The 26,094-nt window shown below is 66.4% G+C and carries 22 protein-coding genes; 13 read left to right on the top strand and 9 right to left on the bottom strand.

Going from position 1 to position 26,094, the window contains the following annotated elements:
• Positions 1–8: 8 nt before the first annotated feature.
• From BN1143_RS18660 to BN1143_RS18670, 3 genes are read right to left on the bottom strand one after another with little or no spacing between them, the layout of a single operon-like run.
• A complete protein-coding gene (locus BN1143_RS18660) occupies positions 9–2,573 on the bottom strand; it encodes a hypothetical protein (protein ID WP_042051683.1) in 2,565 nt (854 codons plus the stop codon).
• Positions 2,573–3,772 (bottom strand): glycosyltransferase, encoded by a 1,200-nt coding sequence (locus BN1143_RS18665; RefSeq protein ID WP_042051684.1) that lies wholly within the window; start codon positions 3,770–3,772, stop codon positions 2,573–2,575. Before BN1143_RS18665 ends, BN1143_RS18660 begins: the two co-directional genes overlap by 1 nt.
• Positions 3,769–4,545, bottom strand: a complete 777-nt coding sequence (locus tag BN1143_RS18670; RefSeq protein ID WP_042051686.1) for an acyltransferase — start codon at positions 4,543–4,545, stop codon at positions 3,769–3,771. Before BN1143_RS18670 ends, BN1143_RS18665 begins: the two co-directional genes overlap by 4 nt.
• A gap of 318 nt (positions 4,546–4,863) precedes the next feature.
• On the opposite strand from BN1143_RS18670, the gene BN1143_RS18675 reads away from it, so the two are divergent.
• From BN1143_RS18675 to BN1143_RS18690, 4 genes are read left to right on the top strand one after another with little or no spacing between them, the layout of a single operon-like run.
• A complete protein-coding gene (locus BN1143_RS18675; RefSeq protein WP_042051688.1) occupies positions 4,864–6,183 on the top strand; it encodes a lipopolysaccharide biosynthesis protein in 1,320 nt (439 codons plus the stop codon).
• The gene (locus BN1143_RS18680; RefSeq protein ID WP_042051689.1) at positions 6,171–7,556 is read left to right on the top strand and encodes an O-antigen ligase family protein; all 1,386 of its coding nucleotides are present in this window, start codon (positions 6,171–6,173) and stop codon (positions 7,554–7,556) included. The genes BN1143_RS18675 and BN1143_RS18680 overlap by 13 nt, the downstream gene beginning before the upstream one ends.
• A complete protein-coding gene (locus BN1143_RS18685; RefSeq protein WP_042051690.1) occupies positions 7,553–8,818 on the top strand; it encodes a glycosyltransferase family 4 protein in 1,266 nt (421 codons plus the stop codon). Before BN1143_RS18680 ends, BN1143_RS18685 begins: the two co-directional genes overlap by 4 nt.
• Positions 8,815–9,984, top strand: coding sequence for a glycosyltransferase family 4 protein (locus BN1143_RS18690; protein WP_042051691.1), 1,170 nt, complete (start codon positions 8,815–8,817; stop codon positions 9,982–9,984). The genes BN1143_RS18685 and BN1143_RS18690 overlap by 4 nt, the downstream gene beginning before the upstream one ends.
• 32 nt (positions 9,985–10,016) lie before the next feature.
• Here the strand turns inward: BN1143_RS18690 and BN1143_RS18695 are convergent, their stop codons facing one another.
• Positions 10,017–10,889, bottom strand: coding sequence for a LysR family transcriptional regulator (locus tag BN1143_RS18695; protein ID WP_042051692.1), 873 nt, complete (start codon positions 10,887–10,889; stop codon positions 10,017–10,019).
• A 156-nt stretch (positions 10,890–11,045) separates the two neighbouring features.
• Between BN1143_RS18695 and BN1143_RS18700 the strand changes: the two genes are divergently transcribed.
• Together BN1143_RS18700 and BN1143_RS18705 are read left to right on the top strand one after the other, a co-directional pair.
• A complete protein-coding gene (locus BN1143_RS18700) occupies positions 11,046–12,479 on the top strand; it encodes a glycoside hydrolase family 1 protein (RefSeq protein ID WP_042051693.1) in 1,434 nt (477 codons plus the stop codon).
• 243 nt (positions 12,480–12,722) lie between these two features.
• On the top strand, positions 12,723–14,000 hold the full coding sequence (locus BN1143_RS18705; RefSeq protein ID WP_042051694.1) for an HD-GYP domain-containing protein: 1,278 nt from the start codon (positions 12,723–12,725) through the stop codon (positions 13,998–14,000).
• 29 nt (positions 14,001–14,029) lie between these two features.
• Here the strand turns inward: BN1143_RS18705 and BN1143_RS18710 are convergent, their stop codons facing one another.
• Entirely contained in the window at positions 14,030–14,785 is a 756-nt protein-coding gene (locus BN1143_RS18710; RefSeq protein WP_010633855.1) for an SDR family NAD(P)-dependent oxidoreductase, read from the bottom strand.
• 125 nt (positions 14,786–14,910) lie between these two features.
• On the opposite strand from BN1143_RS18710, the gene BN1143_RS18715 reads away from it, so the two are divergent.
• From BN1143_RS18715 to BN1143_RS18725, 3 genes are all read left to right on the top strand, one after another.
• Positions 14,911–15,864: a LysR family transcriptional regulator gene (locus tag BN1143_RS18715; protein ID WP_042051695.1), complete on the top strand. Its 954-nt coding sequence runs from the start codon at positions 14,911–14,913 to the stop codon at positions 15,862–15,864.
• A gap of 160 nt (positions 15,865–16,024) precedes the next feature.
• Positions 16,025–16,870 carry a deoxyribonuclease IV gene (gene nfo / locus BN1143_RS18720; RefSeq protein ID WP_042051696.1) on the top strand — a complete coding sequence of 282 codons (846 nt, stop codon included), beginning with the start codon at positions 16,025–16,027 and terminating at the stop codon, positions 16,868–16,870.
• Positions 16,871–16,903: 33 nt separating this feature from the next.
• Positions 16,904–17,893, top strand: coding sequence for a Gfo/Idh/MocA family protein (locus BN1143_RS18725; RefSeq protein ID WP_042051697.1), 990 nt, complete (start codon positions 16,904–16,906; stop codon positions 17,891–17,893).
• 113 nt (positions 17,894–18,006) lie between these two features.
• Here BN1143_RS18725 and BN1143_RS18730 read toward each other — a convergent pair whose 3' ends face one another.
• Positions 18,007–18,915, bottom strand: coding sequence for a LysR substrate-binding domain-containing protein (locus BN1143_RS18730; protein ID WP_042051698.1), 909 nt, complete (start codon positions 18,913–18,915; stop codon positions 18,007–18,009).
• A 99-nt stretch (positions 18,916–19,014) separates the two neighbouring features.
• Here BN1143_RS18730 and BN1143_RS18735 point away from each other — a divergent pair, with 99 nt between their 5' ends.
• The 4 genes from BN1143_RS18735 to BN1143_RS18750 all read left to right on the top strand — a co-directional run bounded on the left by BN1143_RS18735 (position 19,015) and on the right by BN1143_RS18750 (position 23,375).
• Positions 19,015–19,995: a TDT family transporter gene (locus tag BN1143_RS18735; RefSeq protein WP_042051699.1), complete on the top strand. Its 981-nt coding sequence runs from the start codon at positions 19,015–19,017 to the stop codon at positions 19,993–19,995.
• 253 nt (positions 19,996–20,248) lie between these two features.
• Positions 20,249–21,238, top strand: a complete 990-nt coding sequence (lpxM, locus tag BN1143_RS18740) for a lauroyl-Kdo(2)-lipid IV(A) myristoyltransferase (RefSeq protein WP_042051700.1) — start codon at positions 20,249–20,251, stop codon at positions 21,236–21,238.
• A 170-nt stretch (positions 21,239–21,408) separates the two neighbouring features.
• Positions 21,409–22,404, top strand: a complete 996-nt coding sequence (locus BN1143_RS18745; protein WP_042051701.1) for an LpxL/LpxP family acyltransferase — start codon at positions 21,409–21,411, stop codon at positions 22,402–22,404.
• Positions 22,405–22,514: 110 nt separating this feature from the next.
• Complete coding sequence (locus BN1143_RS18750; protein ID WP_017782756.1) at positions 22,515–23,375, top strand: PA4780 family RIO1-like protein kinase; 861 nt, start codon at positions 22,515–22,517, stop codon at positions 23,373–23,375.
• A gap of 52 nt (positions 23,376–23,427) precedes the next feature.
• Here the strand turns inward: BN1143_RS18750 and BN1143_RS18755 are convergent, their stop codons facing one another.
• From BN1143_RS18755 to BN1143_RS18765, 3 genes are all read right to left on the bottom strand, one after another.
• A complete protein-coding gene (locus tag BN1143_RS18755; RefSeq protein WP_042051703.1) occupies positions 23,428–23,970 on the bottom strand; it encodes a GNAT family N-acetyltransferase in 543 nt (180 codons plus the stop codon).
• Complete coding sequence (locus BN1143_RS18760) at positions 23,967–25,205, bottom strand: GGDEF domain-containing protein (protein WP_042051705.1); 1,239 nt, start codon at positions 25,203–25,205, stop codon at positions 23,967–23,969. The genes BN1143_RS18755 and BN1143_RS18760 overlap by 4 nt, the downstream gene beginning before the upstream one ends.
• 202 nt (positions 25,206–25,407) lie before the next feature.
• A complete protein-coding gene (locus tag BN1143_RS18765) occupies positions 25,408–25,902 on the bottom strand; it encodes a prolyl-tRNA synthetase associated domain-containing protein (RefSeq protein WP_197069886.1) in 495 nt (164 codons plus the stop codon).
• Positions 25,903–26,094: the final 192 nt, after the last annotated feature.

A 26,094-nucleotide genomic window follows, 5' to 3' on the forward strand; every position in this document is an offset into this window, starting at 1 on the left:
CTGGCCAGTCAGGGGGATGAATTGGCTCCAGTTTGCAATGTTTTCAAGCGCTTGGCCAGTTGTTCAATCTCGCCGCGAAAGCTGGCCCAGCGGCTGGCGGGGAGCGCTTCGGCCTGCTGCCAGCGGGTGGGCACCGAATCGCGCAGCCGCTGCAGCAGCAGCGCCGCCTCCACCTGCTGGCGTGCCGCCTCCACCTGCTGGCGTGCCGCCTGCTCGAGCCAGGCGAGCCAGCGCAGATCCTCGATGCCCTGTTGCAGCAGCAATAGATCGTAGGAGAGGCGATGGGCCTCGCAGGCCTGCGGGCCCAGCAGCAGAAAGTCGCTCTCGCGCCCGTCGGTGGGGTCGTAGGGCAGGGCGGTGGGCATGCGTCCGTGCCACTGCAGATAGCCCTCTGCCCCGCTCTGCCAGAGGTAGAAGCCGGCGGCGCGCGGGGTGCCGAGGTTGTAAAACCAGGGGGTGGCCCCGGCGGCCCTGACTCGTTCCACATCGGCCTTGTCGGCGCCAAAGCCTGCGTTGACCAGGGCTATCTCCACCTCGCCAAGCAAGGGCGCCTGGGCGGGATGGTTGAAGTGACCGGCCCGCACCACGGCCGGAACCCGCCGCTTCATCTCGCGGGCCATGGCTTGAATGGCGGGCAGGGCGCCAAGATCGGGCTCGTCAAACAGGCTCCAGGCCAGGGGGGGCAGCCCCTGGGCGCGAAAGGCCGCCTGGCGCTGCTGCCAGGCATCGAGCCGGCTGTTGGCGTCGCTGCCCCAGCGCTTGAGGGAGGCGTAGGCCAGCAAGGGGGTATGAAAACCAAGGCCGATGGCCTCCTCCTGGGTGGTACGCATCCCGGCTTCATCCTGGGGCAGGGCGGGGGCCACGCCGCTTATCCCAAGCCCGGCGAGCCGCGCCAGATCGCAGCGACTGGCGGCCAGCTGGGCGTTGGCCAGCTCCGGGCCCTGGCCGAACCAGCCAAGGTAGGGGGGCGTGTCGAGGTAGATGCCGACCGGCTTGCTGGCGGCGGGCAGGATCAGGGGCAGCACCTCGACGTCCAATGGCAACTGCACCAGCTGCTGGTGGCTGAGCAGCTGGATGTTGCCCTGATAGCGCCCCGCCGGTGCATCCCGCGGAATGGGAAGATGCAGCACCAGGCGCCTTGGCACCCGGCGCTTGAGGGTGAGCCCAGCCACCCCCTCCACCAGCTCCTGATCCGAGGGGAGCAGCAGGGTGCCGCTCGCCTGGGGGCGCACCAGATGCCACTGGCCGTGGTAGGGGGTCAGCGGCAGGGTAACGCCATTGGCCGCAGGCGGCTGGATCACCAGCAGGGGGGCGGCGTCATCCTCGGGCGTCTCGATGACGAACTCCAGCAGCAGCTGGCTGCCTTGGGCGGCCAGTACGGGAGTCGCGGGGGGGGCCGGGCTGGCCCTGGCACTCAAGGTCGGTTGCCCCGGCGTGATGGGGGTCAGGGTGAGGCGAGCGGGGGATTCTGGCAGCGAATAGGGAGCCAGGGCCCACTTCTCCGTAAAGAGCTGGCGCTGCTTGGCCAGCACCCGCCGGGTGGCTTCGGCTAGGGGGTTAGCCTTGGCGTCAGCCTGCTTGTCCGCTGCAGGATAGAGGGCCAGCAGCAGGCCGGCGAGGAATTTCGCATCCGGCGAATTGCCCCCCAGGGTGAGGGTGAGCGGGCCGCCCGGGTGCTCGAGCACCAGGCTGACCGGCCCCCCCTGGCGGGCACCAAACAGCAGCCAGGGGTCTGGATTGGGCAGCGCCTCCTGCTGCTGGCCGGCGAGATAGCGCTGGACCAGCCACTCGCCCGGCTGCAACCGCTCGGCCCAGACCGGCTCACCATCGATCAGCACGCTGCGCTCGAGGGGGTGGGGCAGGTACTCCCACTCGCCCGGATCGTCGAGCCAGAGGGTGAGCTGGTAGCGCCCCTTGGGAACGTTCAGCCTGACACCGCCGAGGTTGCGCAGCCCGTCGCGGATCAGCGCATCGCCGGAGGGGCGCAGTATGGGGCTGGGGTGGCCCAGCAGACGCGGATCCCCCGGTGCCAGGGGCTCGAAACCGGTGAAGCGAGGCGCATCGCTCGCCCCCAGATCGAGGGCTATGGTGCCGGCGGGCAGGGTCAGCCCGGGGGACCAGTACCAGCGTGTCAGGGTGAGCGGCGCCGCCCCGTCAGCCATAAAGAGATAGAGCTTGGTGAGCTGGTCGAGGGCCAGGGCTCTGGGCTGGGCGGTGCGCCAGTCGCTTAACGAAAAACGCAGAGTAAAAGGGCCCGGGGGGATGATCCGCTCCAGATTGACCCGGCTGCGGTAGTTGACCGAGGCGGCGTCATCGACCCGCAGGATCAGGGTCTGGGGACTGGCCGCGGGATTGTGACCCTCGATCACCAGTTCATCATCCGCCCCGACGGGCCAGGGCAGGCGCTCGAAGGTGAGCCTCTGGGGCGTCTGCTCGCCGCTCAGTGGCAAGGGGGTGGGGCCATCAAGGCGGCTCGCCGCCAGCACAGAGCTTCCTGTTAGCAGGCTGAGGGTGAGCAGGCCGAGTACCTGTAGCCAGCATGTTCTGTGCAAGTGCGCCGCCAGCCAGATCATCAGAGTAGCCCCGCCAGCCAGTTTTTCAGCTCATCGGCCCTGTGATCCCAGCTCTGCTGCGCCACCGCCTGCTGGCGACTCTGGCGCCCTTCACTGCGAGTCAGTGCTTCCCACTCGTAGCGCTGGAACCAGTCCTGGGCGGGAGCGTCGAGGGCGGCACGCTGGATGGCCTGGGCCAGGCTGTCGCCCGGGCGGGGCAGATGGACCAGCGCCCGATAGCCGTCCAGTGCCGGAAAATCGGTGCTGACCACGGGCCGGCCGGTCGCCAGATACTCGCGCAGTTTAAGCGGGTTGCAGGCCCTGATCTGGGCATTGTCGACGAAGGGCAGCAGGCTCACCTGCCAGTGCTGGGCGTAGGCGGCCAGGGTGTGGTGTGGTCTGGGGCCGAGCAGGTGCACGTTCGGCAATCCGGCGAGCGGGCTCAGGTCAGTCTGCCTGGGCCCTATCAGCACCAGATCCCAGTGGGGCAGGGCGCGGGCGGTCTCCGCCAGCAGAGGGACGTCTATCCAGTCGCTCAGGCTGCCGTAAAACCCGGCGATGGGGCGCCCGCTCGGCAGGTCCGCCGGCCTGGGTTGGGGTGGCATAAAGAGTCCGAGATCCACCCCGTGGCTCAGCAGCCGGGTCTTGTGGGGGGGGAAGCGGCTGGCCAGCGCCGGACTGGCGGCCAGGATAAGGTCTGCTTTTTCTACCAGCCTGGCTTCGCAGCGGGCAATGGCGGCGTGATCCACCCCCGCCAGGGCCGAGAAGTCGTCGCCGCAGTAGTAGATCACCGCCCGCTCGCCGAGCTTGCCTACCAGATCCACCGCGCTTGGCAAGGAGATCCAGAGCAGCGGCTTGTCGAGCTCGGGCAGCTGGCGGCGGATCTGGGCCGCCAGCCAGTGGCCGTTGATCCGCCCCGCCAGCGGGCTGCCGGGCAGGGGCAGCGCCAGCGGCGGCATCACCAGGGGCGTTGGCCCGCTCTGGATGGCGGCTGCCTGCGCCTCGCCCTTGGCCGGGCGGCGCAGCACGGCCCCCAGCTTGCGGCCGAGCCGGCCTAGGTCGCGCACGTTGAGGCGGGGGCGGCGCAGGCCGATGGAGTTGACCCAGAGCACCCGATAGTCCGGCAGCAGGCGTTTGATGAGGTGCTGGGTGCTGGAGGGGTGCTGACCCCAGTCCTCCCCCAGTACCACCAGTTGGGGCTGTGCGCTCGACGGTTTCATGGCTGCTTCTCCTCACTCAGGCGGCAGGCGGCACTCTCTGCCAGCGCGTCGCGGCAATCTTGTGCATCGAGGGGGCGCAGCACCCGGGCCGGCACCCCGGCGGCCAGCACCCCGGCGGGCAGGCTATGGGTCACGATACTGCCAGCGGCGACCACGGTGCCCGCGCCTATGGTCACCCCTGCCATCACCATGGCGCCGGTGCCGAGCCAGACGTCGTGCTCGAGCACGATATCGCCGACCTGCTCGTCCCGATCCGGCAGTCCCCGGGCCCGCTCCTGGGCATCCAGCGGGTGGCCAGGGTAGCCCGCGAGAAAGGCGCGCCCGGCGATGCGCACGTTGTCCCCGATCACCACCTGGTTGCCCACTGCTATGGTGGTCTGCCAGCCGATGCCGACGTTGTTGCCAATCCTGAGAGCGGGCCCCTTGCTCGAGGGGCGCCCGCTGATGGTCATGGCGGCGCTGAGGCGACAATCCGCCCCCACTTCGATCGATACGGGGCCGCTGATAAAGGGGATGCCGCCATAGAGATAGAGGCGGGGGGCGGGGGCACGCAGGCGGGACTGGAACAGCGGCGTCCACCAGAGGGTGCGGGTCAGGTTGGCGAGTGTCTGGCTTGCCAGCCGATAGAGACGATAGAGCAGGCCGTGCAGGGGCGGGATGAGCGGAAAGCTCCAGCTGCGGGCCCCCTTGGCTAGGCGCCACAGCAGGCGGGCCAGCGGCGTCTCTCCCTGCTTGGCCCAGGTTTTCATCCGGTACAGGCTGATGCTGTTCATGGCGTCCTCTCCTCTGGCTCTGCGTCGTCACGATCGACCTGTCTGGGACTAGCAGGGATCGGGCCAACTGACGCTCAGCACGCTGCTGGCTCGCACCGGCCGCCTGCCAGGGGGTTGGATGGCAAGGCGCTGTGCAAATTGCGCCGGCCGGGCTGCAAAACGCAAAAATCAGATTCATTTTGGGCCTGATGTGCGTTGCTGTGAAGGTCGAGAGCGCGACATGCAGGGCTACGCGGGGAATTGCACCGGCTGGCGTGCCCCTTGCATTGGCTGACCACAGATGACCCAAGATCCGTTGCCTGGTGGCTGGGAGGCCCTATGAGACTCGGAGTAAACCAGATAGCCATGCTCTATTACGCCGCCGGCCTCTTGCTGATGAAGGGGATCTCCCTGCTGATGCTGCCGGTGCTGACCCACCTGCTGGCGCCCCGGGAGTATGGCCAGCTGGAAGTGCTCTTGACCATCATCAACCTGGGCTCCCTCATCCTGGGGTTCGGGCTGGTGGACGCCCTCTATCGCTTCGCCGGGATGGCAGCAGATGAGGGCGAGCGCAAGCAGGTGGTGGCGCGGGTGTTTGGCCTGGTCTGGATCATCGCCCTGGCCAGCCTGGTGCTGCTCTGGTGGCTGGCGCCCCTGGTGCAGCGGCTGCTGCCAACCGAAACCCGCCTTGCCGATGTGCGCTGGGTGCTCAGCGCTTTGCCGCTCGAGGGGGTGATCGGGGTGCCGCTGGCCTGGCTGCGGATGCGCAATCAGGCCCGTCTCTTCTTCGTGGCCACCGCCGGCAAGGCGGTGATCCAGTCCCTGCTGACCGCCTGGTGGCTCTGGCTTGGCTGGGGCGTGAGCGGAGTGCTTGCCTCCGGCACCCTCACCTGTGTCGCGCTGGCGCTGCTGCTGAGCCTCTGGCAGTGGCGCGATGGCGGCATCCGCTTTGACTGGCAACACTACCGCCCCCTGCTGCGCTACGGCCTGCCGCTGGTGGTGAGCGGGCTGGCGGGCTTTGCCCTGAGCGGGCTGGATCGCTGGCTGCTGGCCGAACACGTCGGCGAGGCGCTGCTGGCCTACTACGCGGTGGCGGGCAAGCTGGCGCTGGCGGTGGGGCTTCTGCTGCAGCCCTTCGCCCTCTGGTGGTATCCGCGCCGCTTCATGCTGCTCAAGGAGCCGGACGGCCTGCGCCTCAACGCCCACTACAGCGTGCTCGGCTCCGTGCTGGGGTTTGCCACCGCCGGGGTGGTGGGGCTCACCGCGCCTCTGCTTATTCGCTGGCTCACTCCGGAGAGTTACCACGGATCCATCGCCTATATCCCGCTGCTGGTGCTGGGGATGGCGGTGCGCAACGTCTCTGACCTGCTCAACGTCGGCTGCTTCAGCGGCGAGGAGAGCAAGGCCCAGATGGTTATCAATCTGGGATGCAGTTTGCTCGGCGTCCTTGGCTTTTTGCTCGCCATTCCGCACTTCGGGGTGGCCGGAGTGATCTGGACCCTGCTGCTGGTCTACCTGGTGCGCGCGCTCGCCTTCTATCTGGTGAGCCAGCGGTTGCTGCCGCTGCCATATCGCCTCTCGACGCTGTGGGCGAGCGGTGCCGGCTCCCTTGCCATGATGTGGCTCGGCCAGTGGTGGGCAGGGCAATGGGCCGCCTGAGCCACGCCCTCTGGGGGCTGGCCGCCACCCTGCTGGTGGCCGGGCTTTGGTGGCGGCTGCCGCACCCGCTGCTGCTGCCGGTGCTGGGGCTGGCCATTCCCGCCATCTGGTTTGCCCTGCGCTGGCCGTTTCTGATGGTGCTGGGGTTCGTTACCTTCTCGTTTTTCCGCCTGCACGAGGTGTTTCCCCAGCTCTATCCCCTCAAGATCCCGCTGCTCTTCTCGCTGGCGGCGATTGGTGCCCTGGTTTGGCACACCCTGCTCACCGGTCGCATCAGGCCCTACTGGAGCCAGCCCCTCAGCTGGTTGACCGCCTTTTTCATCGTCGTCTCCATCGGGGTGCTGTTTGCCAGCAACCGGGGGGAGGCGATCGCCACCTGGACCGGCAGCTACAGCAAGATCTACCTGATGACGCTGGCCACCGCCTGGCTGGTGCGCAGGCCGGAGGACTTCGCCCTGGCGGTGCGGGCCTTCGTGGTGGCCGGCTGCATGGTGGCCCTGGTGGCGCTCTACAACAAGAGCAGCGGCATCGGGCTGGTGGAGGGGACCCGGGTCACCATAGGGCGCGAGCTCGGCTCTGTGCTGGGGGATCCCAACGATCTGGCGCTGGTGCTGCTGTTTCCCGCCGGCTTCTCCTTGAGCCTGCTGCTCAACCAGAACGGCCTGGCCGGGCGCATCCTGGGGGCGGTGGGGTTCGTGCTGGTGGCTGCCGCCATCATCGCCACTCAGAGCCGCGGCGGCCTGCTCGGGATCTGCGCGGTGGGCGGCATCTTTGCCTGGCAGCGGGTGCAGTCGAAGACCGTGCTGATCCTGTGCGGCACCCTGGCGCTGCTGGTGCTGTTTGCCGCCGCCGGGATAAGCGACAGGGCCTCCGGCGGGGCGGCGGAGAGCGGGGTGGATGCCTCGGCCATGGGGCGCCTTTATGCCTGGCAGGCCGCCTGGGGCATGGCGCTGGCCCATCCGCTCATCGGGGTGGGGCTCTCCAACTTCTACTACAACTACTTCTTCTTCAGCCCCCACTGGGACGGCCTCAACCACGCGGTGCACTCCACCTGGTTCGGGGTGCTGGCGGAGACCGGCTTCGTGGGGCTGACCCTGTTTGTCGGCATGGTGGCGGTGACCCTTTACCGGGCCTGGCACTGCCGCCTGGATGGCATGCCTCCTGCAGTAGTCACAGCCATGCAGGGGGTGATGGCGAGCATGGTGGGGTTCGTCATCTCGGGATCCTTCCTGACCCAGGGCTTTACCTGGCCCATCTATCTGGAGCTGTCGCTGGCGGTGGCAGCCATCAAATATGTCCGGCAGGCCAGAGAAACGGAAATGGCCATGGCCGAGACGGAGCGGGATAAACCAAACAAGGGAGCTGAGTCATGAGCGCAACCCCCATTTTGCTGGTGCATTACGGCGAGAACTGGATCCGTGGCAGCGAGCGCTGCCTGCTGGATCTGCTGGCCCACCTGGATCGCAGTCGCTTTGCCCCCCTGCTCTGGTGCAACAGCCAGCAGCTGGCAGAGGAGGCCGCCCTGCTCGGGGTGAAGGCGGTGGTCGAGCCCTTTACCCTGCTGCTGGGCTGGCAGGCTCCCCGCTTCGATCTGGCCGCCCACCGGGCCCTGTGCCAGCGGGCGCAGGCGCTAATCGAGGAGCATGGCATCACTCTGGTGCACGCCAACAGCGCCGCCCCCTGTCAGTGGCTGGCCGGGGTGTGCCGCAAGATGAAGGTGCCGCTGGTGTGCCATCTGCACGCCCGTTATCAGCCCAGAGACAGGTTTACCCTCCGGGTGCATCAGGCCAACGTGCTGATCGGGGTGAGCCAGCCGGTGCTGGCACCCTGGCGGGAAGATGGCTGCGAGCACAGACGGCTGGTTCACATCGCCAACGGGGTGGATGGGGTGCGGCTCAATCGGGGTGAACCCTGGCCCGTCAGCAGCCTGCCCGGGCTGCCGGCGGGGGAGCTGATCCTGGCCACCATAGGGTCGCTGATCAAGCGCAAGGGGGTGGACTTGCTGATCCGCTCCCTGGCCGAGCTCTGCGCTCAGGGGGGCAAGGCGCAGCTGCTGGTGATTGGCAGCGGTCCCGAACTGGTCGCGCTCACGGCATTGGCCGCTGAACTGGGGGTGGCCGAGCGGGTGCACTTTCTCGGCGAGCGGCCTGACAGCGCCGCCATCCTGCGCGGCGGGGTGGATCTGCTGGTCTCCGGCGCCCGTGAGGAGGTGTTCGGCCTGACCCTGGCCGAGGCCGGCACCCTGGGGCTGCCGGTCAGTGCCTATCGGGTGGGGGGGATCCCTGAGGTGGTGGAACACACGGTGACGGGCCTTCTGGCCGATCCCGGCGACTGGCGCCAGATGGCTGCCCACTGGCAGCGGCTGGGCGATGCCGGATTGCGCTACCGGCTGGGGCGGGCGGGGCAATTGCGCGCCAGCCAGCTGTTCACGGTCAAACGCTATGTGGAGAAGGTGAGCGAGCTCTGGTCGGCGACCCTCTCGGGGCGCTGGGACAATCCCGAGCTCCCCCCCTATGGGCGCATGGTGCGCTGGCTCGGCCAGCGGCTGCTGGCCAGGGTGGGTCTGGCGGGGGAAGGGGGGCTGCTTGGCGGGCGCAGGGCGGCGATCGGGTCGGATGAAGGAGCACCATCATGAAGCCGCACCATGAGTCGACTGCTGGCAAGGCCGGGCAGGGGGAGACGCTGCTGGTGGTGGATCCCATCTCTTTTCGCGGCGGCTCCAAGGTGGCCACCGAGGTGATCCTGGCGGGGCTGGCCGACCGCCTGCCGGCCCTGGCGCTGCATGTCCTGACGCCGGACTTGGACTCCTGGCCCGGATGTCGTCACCATTCGCTCTGGGTGCCCGCCTTGCTGCGGGGGCGCGAGTCGGGCCTGGGGTATCTGCTCAAGCAGGGGTGGCAGAGCCTGATGATCCTCTGGCTGATATGGCGGCTGGGGGAGGTACGCGGCCTGCTGGCGGCCTCCGGCCCCGGGGTGGATCTCTGCTGCTACTGGGCGGCTCGGATCGCGGGGATCCCGGTGGTGCAGCTTATTCACGGCCCGGTGGGCTGCTCCGGCATGTCGGCAAGGGCCCTGTGGCGCGCCAGCCAGGTCTTCTATCTGGAGGCCGCCCGCCCTTCGCTCTCGGCCCTGATTGCCCGCCTTGGCGAGCGCGACTTTCCGCCCCGCTGGCAGCCCTTTATCAACGGGCTGTGCGAGGCGAGCTGGCCCACGGCCACGACCGGCGGCTCCGGCATCTTGTGGGCCGCCTCCTTGCTCAAGTGGAAAGGGCTGGAGACCATGCTGGCGGCGCATCAGCAGCTTGCCGAGCCCCGTGCACCGCTGACCGTCTGCTATCTGCAACCACGCAACATACTGCAGCCTTGCAGCGAACCCCGGCCAGAACTGCCCGATACCCGCTGGCATGAAAACCCCGGCAACCTTGACGAGATCAGGGCCGGCTGCAGCATCTTCGTCTCCACCAGCCATCAGGAGCCCTTCGGCCTCTCCATCCTGGAGGCCATGGCTGCCGGCCTGTGCGTGGTGATCCCGGCAGATGGGGCCTGGTGGGATCGCCACCTGACCGACGGGGTGAACTGCCGTAAATATCAGCCGGACAGCGCCGATGAACTGGCGCGCGTGCTGGCGGCGCTGCAGGAGGCCCCCGCTGTGGCCATGGCCATAGGGGACAATGCCAGGCTGCATGCGGCGGCACATTACAAGGCGAGCGAGACAGGCAGAGAGATGGTGGCGGGACTGGCACGACTGCTTGAGCTGGCCGAGCCTGAGTGCGCCGCAAAGCGCCCTGGCCCGGCGCTGTAGCGGCGCGTCACTCCCAGCATCGCGGCCTTGCCTTATGGCAGGGCCGGCTCGCTCATGCTGGCGACTGTCTGCCAGAAGGCCTCGATGAGAGGCCCCTTGCTGTGGGGTGGGCGAATAAGGCCTATGGTCCAGCAGGCTTCCCCCTCGGTCAGCGGCAGGGTCAGCACGTCCGGGTGCTCTATGGTGGTGGAGGAGGGCACCAGGGTCCAGGCGATGTCGGCGGCGGCGGTGGCGACCCCGGCGGCGAAGTCGTTGACGTACTGGATATCGCGAAAACGCAGCCCGCTCTGGGCCAGGTAGTGCATCAGGTGATCGTAAAACGAGGGGGCCTTGTCCCGGCGCAGGATCGCCAGCGGTTTGTCCACCAGATCAGCCAGCTTGCTCACGCCGGCGTAACTGGCGGGCAGCACGGCGACAAAATGGGCCCGCACCACCGGCAGACACGGCCACCCCTTGGGGGCGGGCAGGCGGCAGAAGCCGAGATCCAGCTTGCCTTCGCTCAGGGCCAGCAACTGATGGTGGGTGGAGAGATCGTTGAGCTCGATGGTCACCTGGGGGCGTTCGGCCCGAAATTGCGCGATGGCGGCGGGCACCAGCAGCTTGGTGGCGACCCCGAAGCCGATGCGCAGGGTGCCGCTGTTGCCGGCCAGCACGTCGCGGGCGCTGCGTGCTAGCTGCTCGCTGGCGGCCACCAGGGCGCGGGCATCCTCATAAAGGGCGCGCCCCAGCACGGTGAGACGGGTGCTGCTGGCATTGCGCTCGAACAGCTCGCCGCCCAGCTCCTCTTCCAGCCGCCGGATCTGCTTGCTCAGCGCCGACTGGGTGACGTGCTGGCGCACCGCCGCCTGACCGAAGTGCAGTACCTCCCCCAGGGTGACGAAGGCCTTCAGATCCCGCAGCTCCATGTCGGCTCCTGTGATTCCTGTTTGGAATGTTGAATGGTTAAATTTGTCATTGGACGGAATTTTAGAACTGTTCGATGCTAATGCCAATTCCATTGGGCACCGCCAGTCGGTGCGATCAAGGTGGCCAGCCCACCGCCGCAGAAGGAGCAACCCCAGATGCATCACCACAAGTTCAACGACTTCCCGAAAGATTTTCTGTGGGGCGCCGCCTCCGCCGCCTATCAGGTGGAAGGGGGCTGGGACGCCGATGGCAAGGGGCCCTCGGTGTGGGATCTGTTCACCACGCTGCCGGGCAAGACCTTTGAGGGGAGCAACGGCGACGTGGCTGTGGATCACTACCACCGTATGGAGGAGGATGTGGCGCTGATGGCCGAGATGGGGCTCAAGGCCTATCGCTTCTCGGTGAGCTGGCCGCGCATCTACCCGACCGGCCGCGGCGAGGTGAACGAGGCGGGGCTCGCCTTCTATGAAAAACTCATCGATACCCTGCTGGCCCACCAGATTGAGCCGGTGCTCACCCTCTATCACTGGGACCTGCCGCAGGCGCTGCAGGACGAATACGGTGGCTGGGAAGACAGACGCATCATCGCCGATTTCGAGCGCTACTGCGTGACCCTCTACCAGCGCTTTGCCGGCAAGGTGAAGTACTGGGTGTCGCTCAACGAGCAGAACTACAACCTGACCAACGCCTATCAGCTCGGCACCCATCCGCCTGCAGTGCAAGACCGCAAGCGCTTCTTTGCCGCCAACCACATCGCGTTTCTGGCCAACGCCCGGGTCATCAAGGCGTTTCGCCAGTACGTGCCGAACGGCCTCATCGGCCCAAGCTTTGCGTACTCCCCCGCCTATCCGGCCTCGTGCGATCCCAAAGACATGCTGGCTTACGAGAATGCCGAGGAGTTCACCAACCTCTGGTGGCTGGATGCCTACTGCTTCGGCCGCTACCCCCAGGCGGCGCTCGCCTACCTGCGGGAGACCGGCGAGGCGCCGGAGATCCTGCCGGGCGATCTCGAGCTGCTGCGGGAAGGAACCCCCGACTACATAGGCGTCAACTACTACTACACCCTGACCTATACCGACAACCCCCTCGGCGGCCAGACGATGCAGCGCATCAACACCACGGGCAAGAAGGGCACTACGCCGCCAAGCGGCATTCCCGGCCTCTACAAGACGGCCCCCAACCCGCACCTGGAGACCAGCAACTGGGACTGGGCCATCGACCCGACCGGGATGCGCATCGCCCTGCGCCGGCTATCTTCTCGCTACGGCCTGCCGCTGATGATCACCGAGAACGGCCTCGGCGAGTTCGACAAGCTGGTAGAGGGAGATCGGGTGCACGACGACTACCGCATCGACTATCTGCGCAGCCACGTCAAGGCGTGCCAGGAGGCGCTGCAGGACGGGGTGGAACTGCTGGGCTATTGTGCCTGGTCGTTCACCGACATCCTGAGCTGGCTCAACGGCTACCAGAAGCGCTACGGCTTCGTCTATGTTGAGCGGGACGAGCAGGGGGGCTCCCTGCGCCGGCTCAAGAAGGACAGCTTCTACTGGTACCAGACGGTGATAAGCTCGGGCGGCAAGACACTGTAACCCAATCCATCCCCTCGACGGGCCCCGCCAACTGGCGGGGCCCGTTTTTTTGTCCGTCTGCCGGGCCGACCCGCGCCGCATCCGGGCATGGCACTTGCCGGATTGATCCAACTCATCTTTTTGTCAATTAGCGTGTGCGGATGGCGGCTGCAAACCGGCGGGAGGGGCAATCTGGTTTAGATTCAATATGTTTACGCGGCCCCGAAGAGGGATCTATCACCTTGGCAGAGGTGGAAGCGCATCATGCACCACAACAGCTCTCATCCCCGCTGCGGCGGGCTGGTTGCCCAGCAGGTTGATCTGCGCCAGCTGGTATATGCCCTGTCGGCGTCGCTGGATCTGGTCGGCATCGGCGATGTGGCACACGGCAAGCGGGTCGGCATCATGGCCGCCGAGTGTGGCAAGGCTCTGGGGGCCGGTGAGAGCGAGCAGGCCTGCCTGTTCGAGCTGGGGGTGCTGCACGACATCGGCGTCTCCTCCACCTTTATCCACAGCCATCTGGTCAGCGAGTTCGACTGGGAGTCTTCCCAGCGTCATTGCGAGGTCGGTTACGATCTGCTCAAGGATTTCCCGCCGCTGGCCCCGCTGGCGGAGCCCATCCGCTATCACCACACCCACTGGCATCAACTTGTTCGGCAGCAGGGGGTGACAGCCACGGTGCGGCGCCAGGCCAACCTCATCTTTCTGGTGGACCGGGTCGATGCCCTGGCGGCCCCGCATTATGGGGACGGCTCCCTGCTGATGCACACCCAGGAGATCCGGCAGCGGATCGAGGCGTGCGCCGGCGAGTTCTTCGCCCCCGAGCTGGTGGCGGCCTTTTTGCGGGCCTCTCTGCCGGAGGCATTCTGGCTGCAGCTGGAGGGGCGCGCCATCACCGACTACATGCGCGGCATGCTGAGCGAGCGGGAGCCCTGCCTCACCAGCAACGGCGAGCTCAAACAGCTGGCGCGCATCTTTTCGGCCATCGTCGATGCCAAGAGCCCCTTCACCGTGGCCCACTCCCTCGGGGTGGCCAGGCTGGCCCGGCGGCTGGCTCAATGGATGGGAATTGAGGAGGGACGCTGCGAGCAGCTGGAGATCGCCGGGCTGCTGCACGATCTCGGCAAGCTGCGGGTACCCGACGAGATCCTCGACAAGGCGGGAAAACTCGATGAGCGGGAGCGGGCCATCATCAACACCCACAGCTTTGAAACCTATCAGATTTTGCGCCACATCGACGGTTTCGAGGAGATTGCTCTGTGGGCCTCCTATCATCACGAGGAGCCCAATGGCTGCGGCTACCCCTTCCACCTGACCGCCGAGGCGATGCCGCTGGAGGCGAGGATCCTGCGGGTGGCCGACATCTTCCAGGCCATGGTGCAGCACAGACCCTACCGGGCGGGGCTGAGCGCCGACGCGGCGCTCGGCTTCTTGCAACAGCTGGCGAGCCAGGGGCGGGTCGATGTCGACGCCGTGGCTACCCTGGCGGCGCACCTGCCCGAGGCTCACCAGGCCGCCAGCGGTCAGACCCAGGCGGCCTAGAGAGATCTCGGCGTCGGTGAGCGGACGCCTTAGAGGAACATGCCGCCGGAGGCCTCGATACGCTGGGCATTGATCCAGCGGCTGTCGGGGGAGAGCAGGGCGGCGATGACGCCGCCGATGTCCTCCGGCTGGCCCACCCGGCCCAGCGCCGTCTGGCTGGCGATGAAATCGTTGACCGCCTGATTGTCCCGCACCACACCCCCGCCAAAATCGGTCTCGATGGCCCCCGGCGCCACCACGTTGACGGCGATGCCACGCGGCCCCAGCTCCTTGGCCAGATAGCGGGTCAGCACCTCGACCCCTCCCTTCATGGCCGCATAGGCGGCATAACCGGGCAGCGCGAAGCGGGTCAGCCCGCTCGACAGGTTGAGGATGCGCCCGCCATCGCGCAGAAGCGGCAGCAACTGCTGGGTCAGAAAGAAGACCCCCTTGAGGTGAATGTTGAACAGGGTGTCGAACTGCTGCTCGCTGGTCTGCTCGATGCTGGCGTGAATGCCGATGCCGGCGTTGTTGACCAGAAAATCGAACCGATCCCGCTGCCACGCGCCCAGCTGCTCGCGCACCTGGCTGGCGAAGGCGGCAAAGCTGCTGCTGTCGGCCACATCGAGGGGCAGGGCATGGGCCCTGACGCCGAGGGCAGTCGCCTCGGCCACCACGGCCGCCGCCTCTTCGGCCTGACTGCGATAGGTGATGATGAGGTCGACGCCGCGGGCGGCGAGGGCCAACGCCGCCTGTTTGCCAAGGCCGCGGCTGGCGCCGGTGATGAGTGCGATGGGATGGGTCATGAGAGGACTCCTGTCTGTGGTCATGGGCTCGGGATGAGCCGGTGTGATCACTCTATTGCCCGTTGTTGATTGGATAAATAAGGCGATAATGAATGCACTGTTCCGATTAGCGAGACAATGGCGCCATGGATCAACTGGATGCGATGAGGATGTTTGTACGGGTGGCGGAGCTGGAGAGCTTTACCCGCAGTGCCGAACAGTTAGGAGTCCCCAAGGCGACGCTCTCGGCGGCCATCCGCCGGCTGGAGGAGCAGATGGGCACCCGCTTGCTGCAGCGCACCACCCGGCGGGTGCAGCTGACCACGGATGGCCGGCTCTGTTATGCCCGTTGTCAGGATCTGCTGGCGGACATGGAGGAGTTCAACGGGCTGTTTCGCCAGCAGGGGCAGCTGAGCGGTCAGCTACGGGTGGACATGCCGGGCCGGATGGCTCGCCATCTGGTGATGCCGGCGCTACCCGCCTTTCTGGCGGCGCATCCCGCCTTGCAGTTGATGCTGAGCAGCACGGACCGGCGGGTAGACCTGGTGCGGGAGGGGTTTGACTGCGTGATCCGGGTCGGGGCGCTCGAGCCCTCCAGTCTGGTGGCGCGCCCTCTCGGCCACTACCGCCAGATCAATTGCGCCAGCGCCGCCTACCTGGCCCGCTACGGAACGCCCCGCAGCCTGAGCGAGCTGAGCGGCCATCGGCTGGTGCACTACGGCAGCAGCAGCGGGCCAAGAGAGAGCGGTTTCGAGTATCTGCAGGCAGACGGCTCGCGCGCCGTGCTGGCGATGAGCGGGGCGCTCACGGTGAACGACAGCGAATCCTATCTGGCGGCGGCGCTGGCCGGGCTTGGCATCATCCAGCAGCCGCGAGTCGGGGTGGAGCCACTGCTGGCCAGCGGCGAGCTGGTGGCCATCCTGCCAAAGTGGCAGGCGCCCCCGCTGCCCATTCACGCCCTCTATGCCCATCGCCGTCAGCTGGCCCCTAGGGTGCAGGCCTTCATCCAGTGGCTGAGCGGCATCCTGGCGTCAGCGCTGGGCCCCGACGGCCCGCGCGACGGCCTGGCGACGCGGGCAGGGATGGACGCGACCGATTGATGGCTTGACGCTAATCCCCACCTGCGGCGGGTCTCTCTATGGCTGCCATCGACAATCCCGGTTTGGCGCCGGCCGGGTGGCTTGGCATAATGGCGCCCCACACGGGTTGGCCGCCCCTTTGCTGCGCGGCCAGACCCAGCAACAGTGCAGAGGAGATGTGATGAAATTTATCGGAGCCCACGTCAGTGCGGCCGGCGGGGTGGAGAACACCATCGCCCGCGCCCAGGCCATCGGGGCCAACGCCTTCGCCCTGTTTACCAAGAACCAGCGCCAGTGGCAGGCGGCGCCGCTCTCCGAGACCAGCATTCGCGCCTTCAAGCAGGCCTGCGAGAAGGGGGGCTTTCGCCCCGAGCAGATCCTGCCCCACGACAGCTACCTCATCAATCTGGGTCATCCCGACCCCGATGGCCTCGCCAAGTCCCGCGATGCCTTTCTGGACGAGATGAAGCGCTGCGAGCAGCTGGGGCTCTGCTACCTCAATTTTCATCCGGGCAGCCACCTGAAGCAGATCCCGGAGGCGGTCAGCCTCAAGCTGGTGAGCGAATCCATCAACTGGGCGCTGGAGCGCAGCGAAGGGGTGACGGCGGTGATCGAGAACACCGCCGGCCAGGGCACCAACCTCGGCTGGTCGTTCGAGCACCTGGCCACCATCATCGACGGGGTGGAAGACAAGAGTCGGGTCGGCATCTGCTTTGATACCTGCCACGCCTTTGCCGCCGGCTACGATCTGCGCACCGCGGAGAGTTGTGCTGCCGTCTTTGCCGAGTTCGACCAGACAGTGGGTTTCCAGTATCTGAAGGGGATGCATATCAACGGTGCCAAGTGCACCTTCGGCAGCCGGGTCGATCGCCACCACAGCCTGCGCGAGGGGAACCTGGGGGAGGCTGTGTTCCATCACATCATGAATGACCATCGCTTCGACGGCATTCCGTTGATCCTGGAGACCATTGACGAGTCCATCTGGGGTGACGAGATCCGCTGGTTGCGCAGCCTGGCGCAGGCATGATGATTGACCGGCAGAGCGCATAAGGAGACAGGGATGCAAGAGAGAACAAGCGAACAGCCGCTGCGCTGGGGCGTTGCCGGCGCGGGGGCCATCGCCCGCCGTTTTTGTCAGGATGTGAACGGACACGCCAGTGGCAGCCGGGTGGTGGCGATCGCCGCCCGTGATCAGGGGCGGGCGCAGGCCTTTGCCGACGAGCAGGGCTTGCCCCACGCCCATGGCAGCTATCAGGCGCTGGCGGCAGATCCCCTGGTGGAGGCGGTCTACGTGGCGGTGATCCACCCGGAGCACGCCGCCCTGATCGAACGCATGCTGCTGGCGGGCAAGCACGTGCTGGTGGAAAAGCCGGCGGTGACTCGCGTCGCAGATTGGGATCGGCTGGTGTGGCTCGCCGCCGAGCGGGGCCTGCTGCTGATGGAGGCGATGAAGGTGATGTGCTTCCCCGCCATGCGCGCATTGCTGGGGCGCCTGTCGGCCCTGCCAGCCCCCGACAGGCTAAAGGCTGCCTTCGGCTCGGTGCAGACGCGGGACGGCAAGCTGTTCGATCCGGCGCTGGATGGCGGCGCCGCCTGGGATGTGGGGGTCTACCCGCTCTGGCTCTATGCCGCCCTCTGTCACCAGTTGGGGTTGGCGGCGGGTGAGCCCGAGGTCACGCTGTCTCGCCGTGAGGGCGAGGTGGATGAAGCCGCCCGCTTTGATTTTGCCGGCCCGCTCAAGGCCGAGCTGGTGGCCTCCATCGTCGAGGAGCTCGACAAGTCGGCCTGGCTGTCCGGGCCCGGCTGGGCGCTGGAGCTGGTGGGCAAGTGGTGGAACCCCCAGCAGATCGTCTGGCTTGGTGGTGACCCTCTGCCGGCCTGGCCCCACGACATCGCGCTGCCGGTGGCGGGCGGTGGCATGCAGCACGAGGCGGATCACTTTGCCGCCTGCGTGAGGGCGGGCATGACCGACTCCCCCTGGGTGCCGCAGGCACTGACCAGACAGGTGCTGGGCTGGGTCGAGCGGGGATTACAGCCCGCGAAACGCTGAGTCACCAGGCAGAATGACAAAGAGGGAGAGCCTGGGCTCTCCCTCTTCCATTGCTGCCGATACCTGGCGGCAAGGGTAATGCCGGGAATAGGCTGCCCGATCATCCCATTGGCTCAGGTGCTGCTGATCTGGCTGGGCAACACATCCTCCTGGGCGCGGCAAAATTGCAGAAAGCGGCGCAGGGCGGCGGAGTGATACTTCTGCCGGTGCCAGATGAGGGAGAGCTGGCGGGGAAAGCGGCGGGCAAGGGGCAGGGCCACCAGACGGCCGGCCTGCAGCCGGTCTGACACCGCCAGGTGGGAGATGAAGGAGATGCCGAGCCCCTTCTCGACCGCCAGCATCACCGCCTCCAGGGTGTTGAGCTCGAGCCCCGCCTGCCAGCGGGGCAGTTCGGGCTGGATCTGCTGCTCGAACTGCTCGCGGCTGCCGGACTGGGGTTCGCGCAGCACCCAGGTCTCATCGCTCAGCTGGGTGAGGGAGAGGCGATGGCGGCCGGCGAGGGGGTGATCGGGCTGGGCCACGATCAGCATCTCGTCGTGGAGCCAGGGCTCGCTGACCAGGTCCGGATGGTGGTTCTCCCCCTCGATCAGCGCCAGATCCAGCTCGAAGTTGGCCAGCAGGTGGCAGAGCTGGTGGGTGTTGGTGATGGTGACGCGGGGTGGCTGCCCCAGCTCCTGCTTGCTGGTGGCGAGCAGGGCAGGCAGCAGGTAGTTGCCTATGGTCTGGCTGGCGCCCAGACGCAGCTGGCCGCTCGGTTCGGCATCCGGGCTGAACAGGGTTTCGATGTCCTGCATCCGGGTCAGCAGCTCCTCGGCCGCCGGTTGCAGCAGGCGTCCCTCGTTGTTGAGCTGCAGCCTGGGGTGAATGCGATCGAACAGCGGAGTGGCGAGCTGACGCTCCAGCTCCTGCAACGACTGGGAGACGGCGCCCTTGCTCAGGCACAGTTCATTGGCGGCCAGCCCCAGATTGCCGTAACGGGCGATGGTGGCAAAGACCTTGAGTTGTTGCAGGGTCAGCTTCATGTTTGGGAATCCTGAACGATTGATTTAATTCATTTAGATATCGTAAACGATGGCCGCTCATTATCCTATGCCCATCGTCTCTCACATGAGGTTTCAGACATGATCGCAAGAACCCGTCCATCCCTGGCCGCGGCTCCGACCCCCATGGCAGGACTGGCGCTCGGGATCGCCAGTCTCGGTTGGTGCTGGGAAAATGCCGGTCACTTCGATGGTCGCCTGCAGTTGCTGGGCGCCGCCGTTGCCGCCGTGCTGCTGGTGATCCTGACCTTCAAGTTTCTGCTGCACCCGCGCCTGCTGTGGCAGGATCTGGCTCACCCCGTGGTCGGTAGCGTGGTGCCCACCTATGCCATGGGCACCATGGTGGTCTCCAAGGCGGTCGGCATGCTCAACGCCGGTCTGGGGGAGGGGCTCTGGCTGTTTGCCGTGCTGCTGCACCTGGGGTTCCTGGCCACCTTCGTCTGGCATCGGGCCAAACAATTTGAGATCCACCACATGGTGCCGAGCTGGTTCGTGCCTCCGGTGGGGATCATAGTCGCTGACGTCGCTTTTCCGGGCGGCCAATACGCTGCGCTGGCCAACGGCCTGCTCTGGTTCGGCATGCTCTGCTACGGCCTGATGCTGCCGCTGATGCTCTATCGCCTCATCTTCAGCCATGAGGTACCGGATGCCGCCAAACCGACCATCGCCATCCTGGCGGCGCCCGCCAGCCTGTCACTGGCTGGCTACCTCACCGTGAGCGAAGATCCTTCTCTGCTGCTGGTGGCCGTGCTGCTGGGGATCGCCGTGCTGATGACCGGCATCATCTACCTGGCCTTCATCAAGCTGTTGCGTCTGCCGTTCTCGCCGGGCTATGCCGCCTTCACCTTCCCGCTGGTGATCGGTGCCACCGCCCTGTTCAAGGTGAGCCATCTGGTCGAACAGTGGCCCCAGGCGGCCGAGTACGTCGAGCAGATCCGGCTGCTGGCCCACTTCGAACTGGGCGCCGCCACCCTGATCGTCGGCTACGTGGCCCTGCGCTACCTGATGTTCTTCCTGCCGCTGGGCAATGGCGAGCTGGCATCCGGCATGGTTCGTCGCTAGGAAATGGCCGCAAGAGGGCCGGGATAAAGGGTCCGGTGAGCAGGTCCGCGCAAGACGGACGCCACCGAACAGATGACGACAAGGCGCTCCACCTCGGGTGGGGCGCTTTTTTTATGGTCTTGCCTGCGCAAACCCGCCCGCTTTGTTGGCCCCGGCCGGGGTGGCCCCTTCACCAAAGCCATGATGAATTTAACTGGTATTACCTGTCAGGATGAATACAATGCAGCTCCCTTTCCCATGCTTGACCCCATCCATGTCTTCCCATGATCCCGTGTTTGACCCTCGTTTCGAGACCCGATTCCTGCATCCGCGTTACTGGTTCAGCTGGCTGGCGCTTGGCGTCCTGATGCTGCTGGCCTTCGTGCCGGTGAGGCTGCGTGATCGGCTGGCCGCCGCTCTGGCGCCGCTGGTGTTTCGCATCTCGAAAAAGCAGGTCTACATCGCCAGAACCAACCTGGCCCTCTGTTTCCCGCAAAAGAGCGAGGCCGAGCGCGACGCCATCCTGATGACCTCTATCCGGGTCGGCCTCAAGAGCCTGCTCGGCTTTGGCGAGTTCTCGGTGCGCAGCCCCGCCTATCTGATGAAGCGGATGCGGGTCACTGGCTGGGAACATATCGAGGCGGAGCAGGCGGCCGGCAGGCCGGTGATCCTGGTAGTGCCCCACAGCTGGCCGGTGGATGCGGCCGGTTACTACTTCACCCGGCGCGGGGTGTCCATGTGCACCATGATGAAACGGGCGCGCAACCCGGTGTTCGACTGGCATCTGAACCGTGCCCGGGCCCGCAACGGCTGCCGCGTCTATGAGCGCAGCGCCGGCATCAAGGCGGTGATCCGCACTATCAAGGAGGGGAACAGCTTCTTCTACCTGCCGGATCAGGATCATGGCCGCGAGAAGAGCATCTTCGCCCCCTTCTTCGGTCAGCCCAAGGCAACCCTGCCGGCCCTGCCGCGACTGGTGCAGGTGAGCGGCGCCAAGGCGGTGCCGCTGCTGGCCTGCTATGACGAGGCGCATCACTGCTACCGGCTGGAGATAGACGCCCCCTTTGACAACTATCCCACCGACGATGTGATGGTCGACACCTGCCGGATGAACGACATGGTGCAGCAGCAGCTCAGCCGGGATCCGGGCCAGTACATGTGGTTTCTCAAGATCTTCGACACCCGCGAGGATCAGGTCGGGCTGGATGGCCGCTACGAGGCGGGGATCCAGCGGATCCGTCGCGGGTTGCAGCCGCTCTCCTGATGAGCAATTCCTTGTTGGTACTATGGCCCTGCGGGGCCATTTTTATTGCCCCTCTGCCGGCTGGCAAGGCGAGCAGTCGAGCCAGCGCCTGCCCCAACCGGGCCCGCGCCAGCCCAAAGTGGAAAATTTTGTCAGGATAATTAAAATAACCGTTTATTTTCTATGACTTGATGGCGGCCATGTCCTCACACGATCCGGTTTTCGACACCTCATTTCATCCCCGTCTGCTCCATCCGCGCTGGTGGGGCAGTTGGCTGGCGCTCGGCCTGCTCTGCCTGCTGGGGCTGCTGCCTCATGGTCTGCGTGACCGGTTGGCCGACCGGCTGGTTCCCCCCCTGCTGCGTCTATCCAGGAAGCAGGCCTATATCGCCGACACCAACCTCAAGATCTGCTTTCCCGAGCTTGACGAGGCGGGCCGTCAGGCCCTGTTGCTCAAATCGATCCGGGTGGGGCTCAAGACCTTCATGGGCTTTGCCGAGCTGACCCTGCGCAGCGCCGATCACCTGGCCGGCCGCATCAAGGTGCGCGGCTGGGAGCACATCGAGGCAGAGCAGGCCGCCGGCCGGCCGGTGATCCTGGTGGTGCCCCACACCTGGGCGGTGGACATGATAGGCCGCTACTTCGCCATCCGGGGCATGTCCATGTGCACCATGATGAAGAGCGCCAAGGATCAGGTCTTCGACTGGTACATCAACCGCGAGCGGGCCAAGGGGGGCAAGGTGTATGAGCGCAGTGCCGGCATCAAGCCGGCCATCAAGGCGATCCGCGGCGGCGCCAGCTTCTTCTACCTGCCGGATCAGGATCACGGCCGCGAGGCCAGCATCTTCGTGCCCTTCTTCGGCCATCCCAAGGCGACCCTGCCGGCCCTGCCCAAGCTGGTCAAGCTGACCGGCGCCAAGGCGGTGCCCATCCTCGCCTGCTATGACGAGGAGGAGGGGTGCTACCGGCTGGAGATCGAGGCCCCCTTCGATCCCTATCCCGGCACCGATCTGGAGGCCGATGTTCGCGCCATGAACGACATGGTGGAGCAGCAGCTGCGCCAGCACCCGGAGCAGTACATGTGGTTCCTCAAGATCTTCGAGACCATGGAGCATCCCCAGGGGCACGAGGGCTTCTACGAAGAGGGCATTAAGCGGATCCGCGGCGACCTGCCCCCCGAAAACTGACGCAATGGAAGGACCGGCGCCCGGGCGCCGGTGGCACGGCACAATCTGGAATAGGCAAGCGCACCGGAAGAGGCTATCTTCGGGGGCGCACACAGGGTGAAAGGGCGGGCATGAAAACTCCAAATCGAATCCAACCTCTGGTTGACGACGGCCTGGTTGACGAGGTGATCAGCCGGCTGATGAGCGGCAAAGAGGCCGATGTTTACGTGGTGCGCTGCGGCGACGAGATCCGCTGCGCCAAGGTGTACAAGGAGGCCGCCAAGCGCAGCTTCAAGCAGGCGGTGGTCTATCAGGAAGGGCGCCGGGTGCGCAGCAGCCGCGATGCCCGCGCCATGGAGAAGGGCTCCAAGTACGGTCGCAAGCAACACGAAGAGGTGTGGCAGAACACCGAGGTGGATGCCCTGTTCAAGCTGGCCGCTGCCGGCGTGCGGGTGCCGCGGCCCTATGTCTGCCTCGACGGCGTGCTCTTGATGGAGCTGGTGACCGATGCCGATGGCAATGTGGCGCCCCGCCTCAACGACGTGGCCCTCAGCCGCGAACAGGCGTTGGCCGACCACGCCAGGGTGATCCGCTACGTGGTGCGCATGCTCTGCGCCGGCCTCATTCACGGCGACCTGTCGGAGTTCAACGTGCTGGTGGATGAAGAGGGGCCTGTCATCATCGACCTGCCCCAGGTGGTGGATGCCGCCGCCAACAACCAGGCGAAGGCCATGCTGGAGCGGGACGTCGACAACATGCGCAACTACTACGGCATGTATGCCCCCGAGCTGCTCAAGACCCGTTACGCCAGGGAGATGTGGGCCCTCTATGAAGATGGCAAGCTCACCCCCGACAGCGAACTGACCGGGTTGTTCGAAGAGAGCAACGAGCGGGTGGATCTTGACGCCGTACTGCACGAAATCGAGAGCGCCGAGGAGGAGGCCCTGGCCCGCCAGGCGCGACTGAAGGCGGAGCAGGAGGAGGGCTACTGACGCCCAGGCTCCTGCAACCAAGAGACCGACTGAGCGCCTGCGGGCGCTCTTTTTATGGCTGCGAGTCAGCGGCGCCTTGCTGGCGGGCGGGGTGGGGCTGGATCTGGTAAAAGTTCACCCAGCAGCGATCGCCAGCATGGTAGCGGCGATCCAGCCATTGCCCGCCGACGCTGGCGATCACCTTGAGGGAGGCGGGATTTGCCTCGTCACAGCTGATGAGCACGGGGCCGCTCAGGACATGGCGTTGCAGCCAGCCGAGCAGGGTGCGGGCCACCCCTTCACCGCGGCGGGAGGGGCGGGTCTCGTAACCGATATGGCCGAGCCATTGGCGGGTTGCCGGGGTGTCGTCGTGGCGCAGGCGCAAGGTGGCGAGGATCTCTTCCCCCTCGAGGGCAAAGTAGGTGGTGGTGGGCGGGTAATCCGGCGGCAGGCGCTCGCCAGCGGCATGGGCGAGCAGATCCTGCAGCCACTGATCCGGGTCGAATTGCGCCACCTGATAGAGGGGCAGGCCGGCGGCACCACACTCGGCCACATAGCGGCGGTAGGCGGGGCCATCGGCAGGCTGCGCGGCTCGACACTCGATGACGGTTGTCACGGGTGCAGCTCTGCCGCTTGCAGCAGGCGTGGCTCGCTGTGGTGGGCCTCGCGGATGCAGGCGCGCATGCGCCCGCTCTGCTTGGCGGCATAGAGCGCCTGATCCGCCCGCAGATAGGCCTGCTCGAAGCTCTCTCCCGTCTGCAGCGAGGTCAGCCCCATGCTGAGGCCAATGGGGCCGCCAGCCAGCGGGCGGGTGGCCTCGGTGACCCCCTGTTGCAGGGCGTGGCAGTAGCCTGGCAGCGTCTGCGGCGTCTCCATCACCAGCAGCGCCAGCTCGTCGCCGCCGAGGCGCCCGGCCAGTGCCGCCGGTGGCAGGCTCTCCCGGATCACTCGCCCCACCGCCCGCAGCATGGCATCGCCGGCGGGGTGGCCGTGGCGGTCGTTGATCTGCTTGAAGTTGTCCAGGTCGATCAGCAGCAGCTGCCAGGGGCGGGCGCTGCGGCAGGCCCGCGCCGCCAGCTGCTGCTCGAAATGGTGACGGCTGTCCAGCCTGGTCAGGGCATCCTGGTTGGCGCGCCGCTCCAGCTCGCGCTGGGTGGCGAGCATGGCCTGCTGCTGGCGGGTGTGCACCAGGCTCAGCAGGATGAAGCTGCGGGCAATGGTAAAGAGCAGGCTGAGCAGGATCACCGGGCCGAGCAGGGGGTCGGTGAGGCTGGAGGCAGCCGACTCCGGCCACCACTGATGCTTGGCCATCCTGAGCAGCTGCAGGGCCAGTTGCAGGGCGAGCAGCAGGATGGCGAAGCGCAGCACCCGATAGGCGGGGGCCAGTCGCTGGTAGCGCCAGAGCTGCCACAGCAACAGGCCAATCTGCAGCGAGAGCACGCCGGAGAGGGTGATGATCCGGCTGTGCACATTGGCCAGCGGTTGCTGCGAGGCCACCAGGGCAAACAGCAGGAAGCCGGCGAGGGCGAGGAGCGGGCAGAGCCAGCCGAAGCGGTCGGCCTCGCGCCGGAAAAAGTGGCGCAGGCCCCGCTCATAGAGCAGCGGGGTGGCGATGATCAGCAGGTTGGTGAGCAGGATATTGGCAAGGGACGTCTCCCCCGTGAGGGGGCGCAGCAGCAGGCAACCAAAGGCGGCGGCGATGGCCAGCTCGCTGGCCGACCAGTAGAGCAGGGCGCGCAGCGGTCGCTGGGTATGCCACAGGTAGGCGAAAATGGCCGCGACCCCGACGTGGGACAGGCTGACAAACAGCACCAGGCTCAGCAACTGGGCCGAGGAAAACAGACTCTGCATCAAGGGTGTGGGCTCTTCCTGCCGGTAACGGCGCTGTGGTCTCAGGGCCGGGTGACTGGGGCGGATCACAGCATGAATTGTGCCGCTGAGCAATGGCTTGGATGGTCTGGGCAGGATAGTGCCAACACCCCCAGTTGCCGGCGGCTGACACGATTAATCAGGGACGGGGAGTGACGAAGGGCCATCCCCCCACACGTCGACCTCAGTCGACCACCACCGGCAGCCGCATGACGGTGGCATCCCGGCCGAGGTGGGCCAGCAGACGGCGCACGTCGTCGAGGCGAATAAGCAAGGTGGCGGTATTGACCAGCGGGTGGCACTGCACCCGCTCGGCCTGCCAGATCGTCTCATCCACCACCAGCTCCACCGCGTTTTCCCTGTCTCGCACCATGGCGAGCAGGGTGACCGAGCCCGGGGTGAGGCCGAGCACGGATTCCAGCCGCTCGGGCGAGCCGAAGCTCAGCCGTTTGACGCCAAGGGCACTCGCCAGCGCCTTGAGATCGATCCGGCTCTGCTCAGGGGTCACCACCAGAAACAACCGTTCGCTCTTGGGGTCGCGCAGGAAGAGGTTCTTGGTCTTGGCGGCGGGCAGGTTGGGCAACAGCCGGCTGGCCTCCTCGCAGGTGAAGACGGGGGCGTGATCGATGCGCTGATAGGAAATGGCCAGCTGATCCAGCAGAGAATAAAGCGCCACCATGACCTCCTGATGTTGGCTGACAAGCGGGGTGAGTCGATGGGCGAACACCACTGCCACAGGCAGTGCGTGCCCGTCTGGCCGAGCATACCAGTTTGCGCTGCCCCTGGCAGCCTGCGTGGCAATGGCAGCCTGGCGTGCCAATTGCAGTAAAGCACTGTATGAACGTACAATAGTCCCACACCTATGTTGATC

Source organism: Aeromonas dhakensis (genome assembly GCF_000820305.1).
Taxonomy (GTDB): Bacteria; Pseudomonadota; Gammaproteobacteria; order Enterobacterales; family Aeromonadaceae; genus Aeromonas; species Aeromonas dhakensis.

Bases quoted from the DNA above. Each gene is read 5' to 3' on its own strand.
- BN1143_RS18660 (WP_042051683.1), bottom strand. From the start codon at position 2,573: ATGATCTGGCTGGCGGCGCACTTGCACAGAACATGCTGGCTACAGGTA.
- BN1143_RS18665 (WP_042051684.1), bottom strand. From the start codon at position 3,772: ATGAAACCGTCGAGCGCACAGCCCCAACTGGTGGTACTGGGGGAGGAC.
- BN1143_RS18670 (WP_042051686.1), bottom strand. From the start codon at position 4,545: ATGAACAGCATCAGCCTGTACCGGATGAAAACCTGGGCCAAGCAGGGA.
- BN1143_RS18675 (WP_042051688.1), top strand. From the start codon at position 4,864: ATGAGACTCGGAGTAAACCAGATAGCCATGCTCTATTACGCCGCCGGC.
- BN1143_RS18680 (WP_042051689.1), top strand. From the start codon at position 6,171: ATGGGCCGCCTGAGCCACGCCCTCTGGGGGCTGGCCGCCACCCTGCTG.
- BN1143_RS18685 (WP_042051690.1), top strand. From the start codon at position 7,553: ATGAGCGCAACCCCCATTTTGCTGGTGCATTACGGCGAGAACTGGATC.
- BN1143_RS18690 (WP_042051691.1), top strand. From the start codon at position 8,815: ATGAAGCCGCACCATGAGTCGACTGCTGGCAAGGCCGGGCAGGGGGAG.
- BN1143_RS18695 (WP_042051692.1), bottom strand. From the start codon at position 10,889: ATGGAGCTGCGGGATCTGAAGGCCTTCGTCACCCTGGGGGAGGTACTG.
- BN1143_RS18700 (WP_042051693.1), top strand. From the start codon at position 11,046: ATGCATCACCACAAGTTCAACGACTTCCCGAAAGATTTTCTGTGGGGC.
- BN1143_RS18705 (WP_042051694.1), top strand. From the start codon at position 12,723: ATGCACCACAACAGCTCTCATCCCCGCTGCGGCGGGCTGGTTGCCCAG.
- BN1143_RS18710 (WP_010633855.1), bottom strand. From the start codon at position 14,785: ATGACCCATCCCATCGCACTCATCACCGGCGCCAGCCGCGGCCTTGGC.
- BN1143_RS18715 (WP_042051695.1), top strand. From the start codon at position 14,911: ATGGATCAACTGGATGCGATGAGGATGTTTGTACGGGTGGCGGAGCTG.
- nfo (WP_042051696.1), top strand. From the start codon at position 16,025: ATGAAATTTATCGGAGCCCACGTCAGTGCGGCCGGCGGGGTGGAGAAC.
- BN1143_RS18725 (WP_042051697.1), top strand. From the start codon at position 16,904: ATGCAAGAGAGAACAAGCGAACAGCCGCTGCGCTGGGGCGTTGCCGGC.
- BN1143_RS18730 (WP_042051698.1), bottom strand. From the start codon at position 18,915: ATGAAGCTGACCCTGCAACAACTCAAGGTCTTTGCCACCATCGCCCGT.
- BN1143_RS18735 (WP_042051699.1), top strand. From the start codon at position 19,015: ATGATCGCAAGAACCCGTCCATCCCTGGCCGCGGCTCCGACCCCCATG.
- lpxM (WP_042051700.1), top strand. From the start codon at position 20,249: ATGTCTTCCCATGATCCCGTGTTTGACCCTCGTTTCGAGACCCGATTC.
- BN1143_RS18745 (WP_042051701.1), top strand. From the start codon at position 21,409: ATGGCGGCCATGTCCTCACACGATCCGGTTTTCGACACCTCATTTCAT.
- BN1143_RS18750 (WP_017782756.1), top strand. From the start codon at position 22,515: ATGAAAACTCCAAATCGAATCCAACCTCTGGTTGACGACGGCCTGGTT.
- BN1143_RS18760 (WP_042051705.1), bottom strand. From the start codon at position 25,205: ATGCAGAGTCTGTTTTCCTCGGCCCAGTTGCTGAGCCTGGTGCTGTTT.
- BN1143_RS18765 (WP_197069886.1), bottom strand. From the start codon at position 25,902: ATGGTGGCGCTTTATTCTCTGCTGGATCAGCTGGCCATTTCCTATCAG.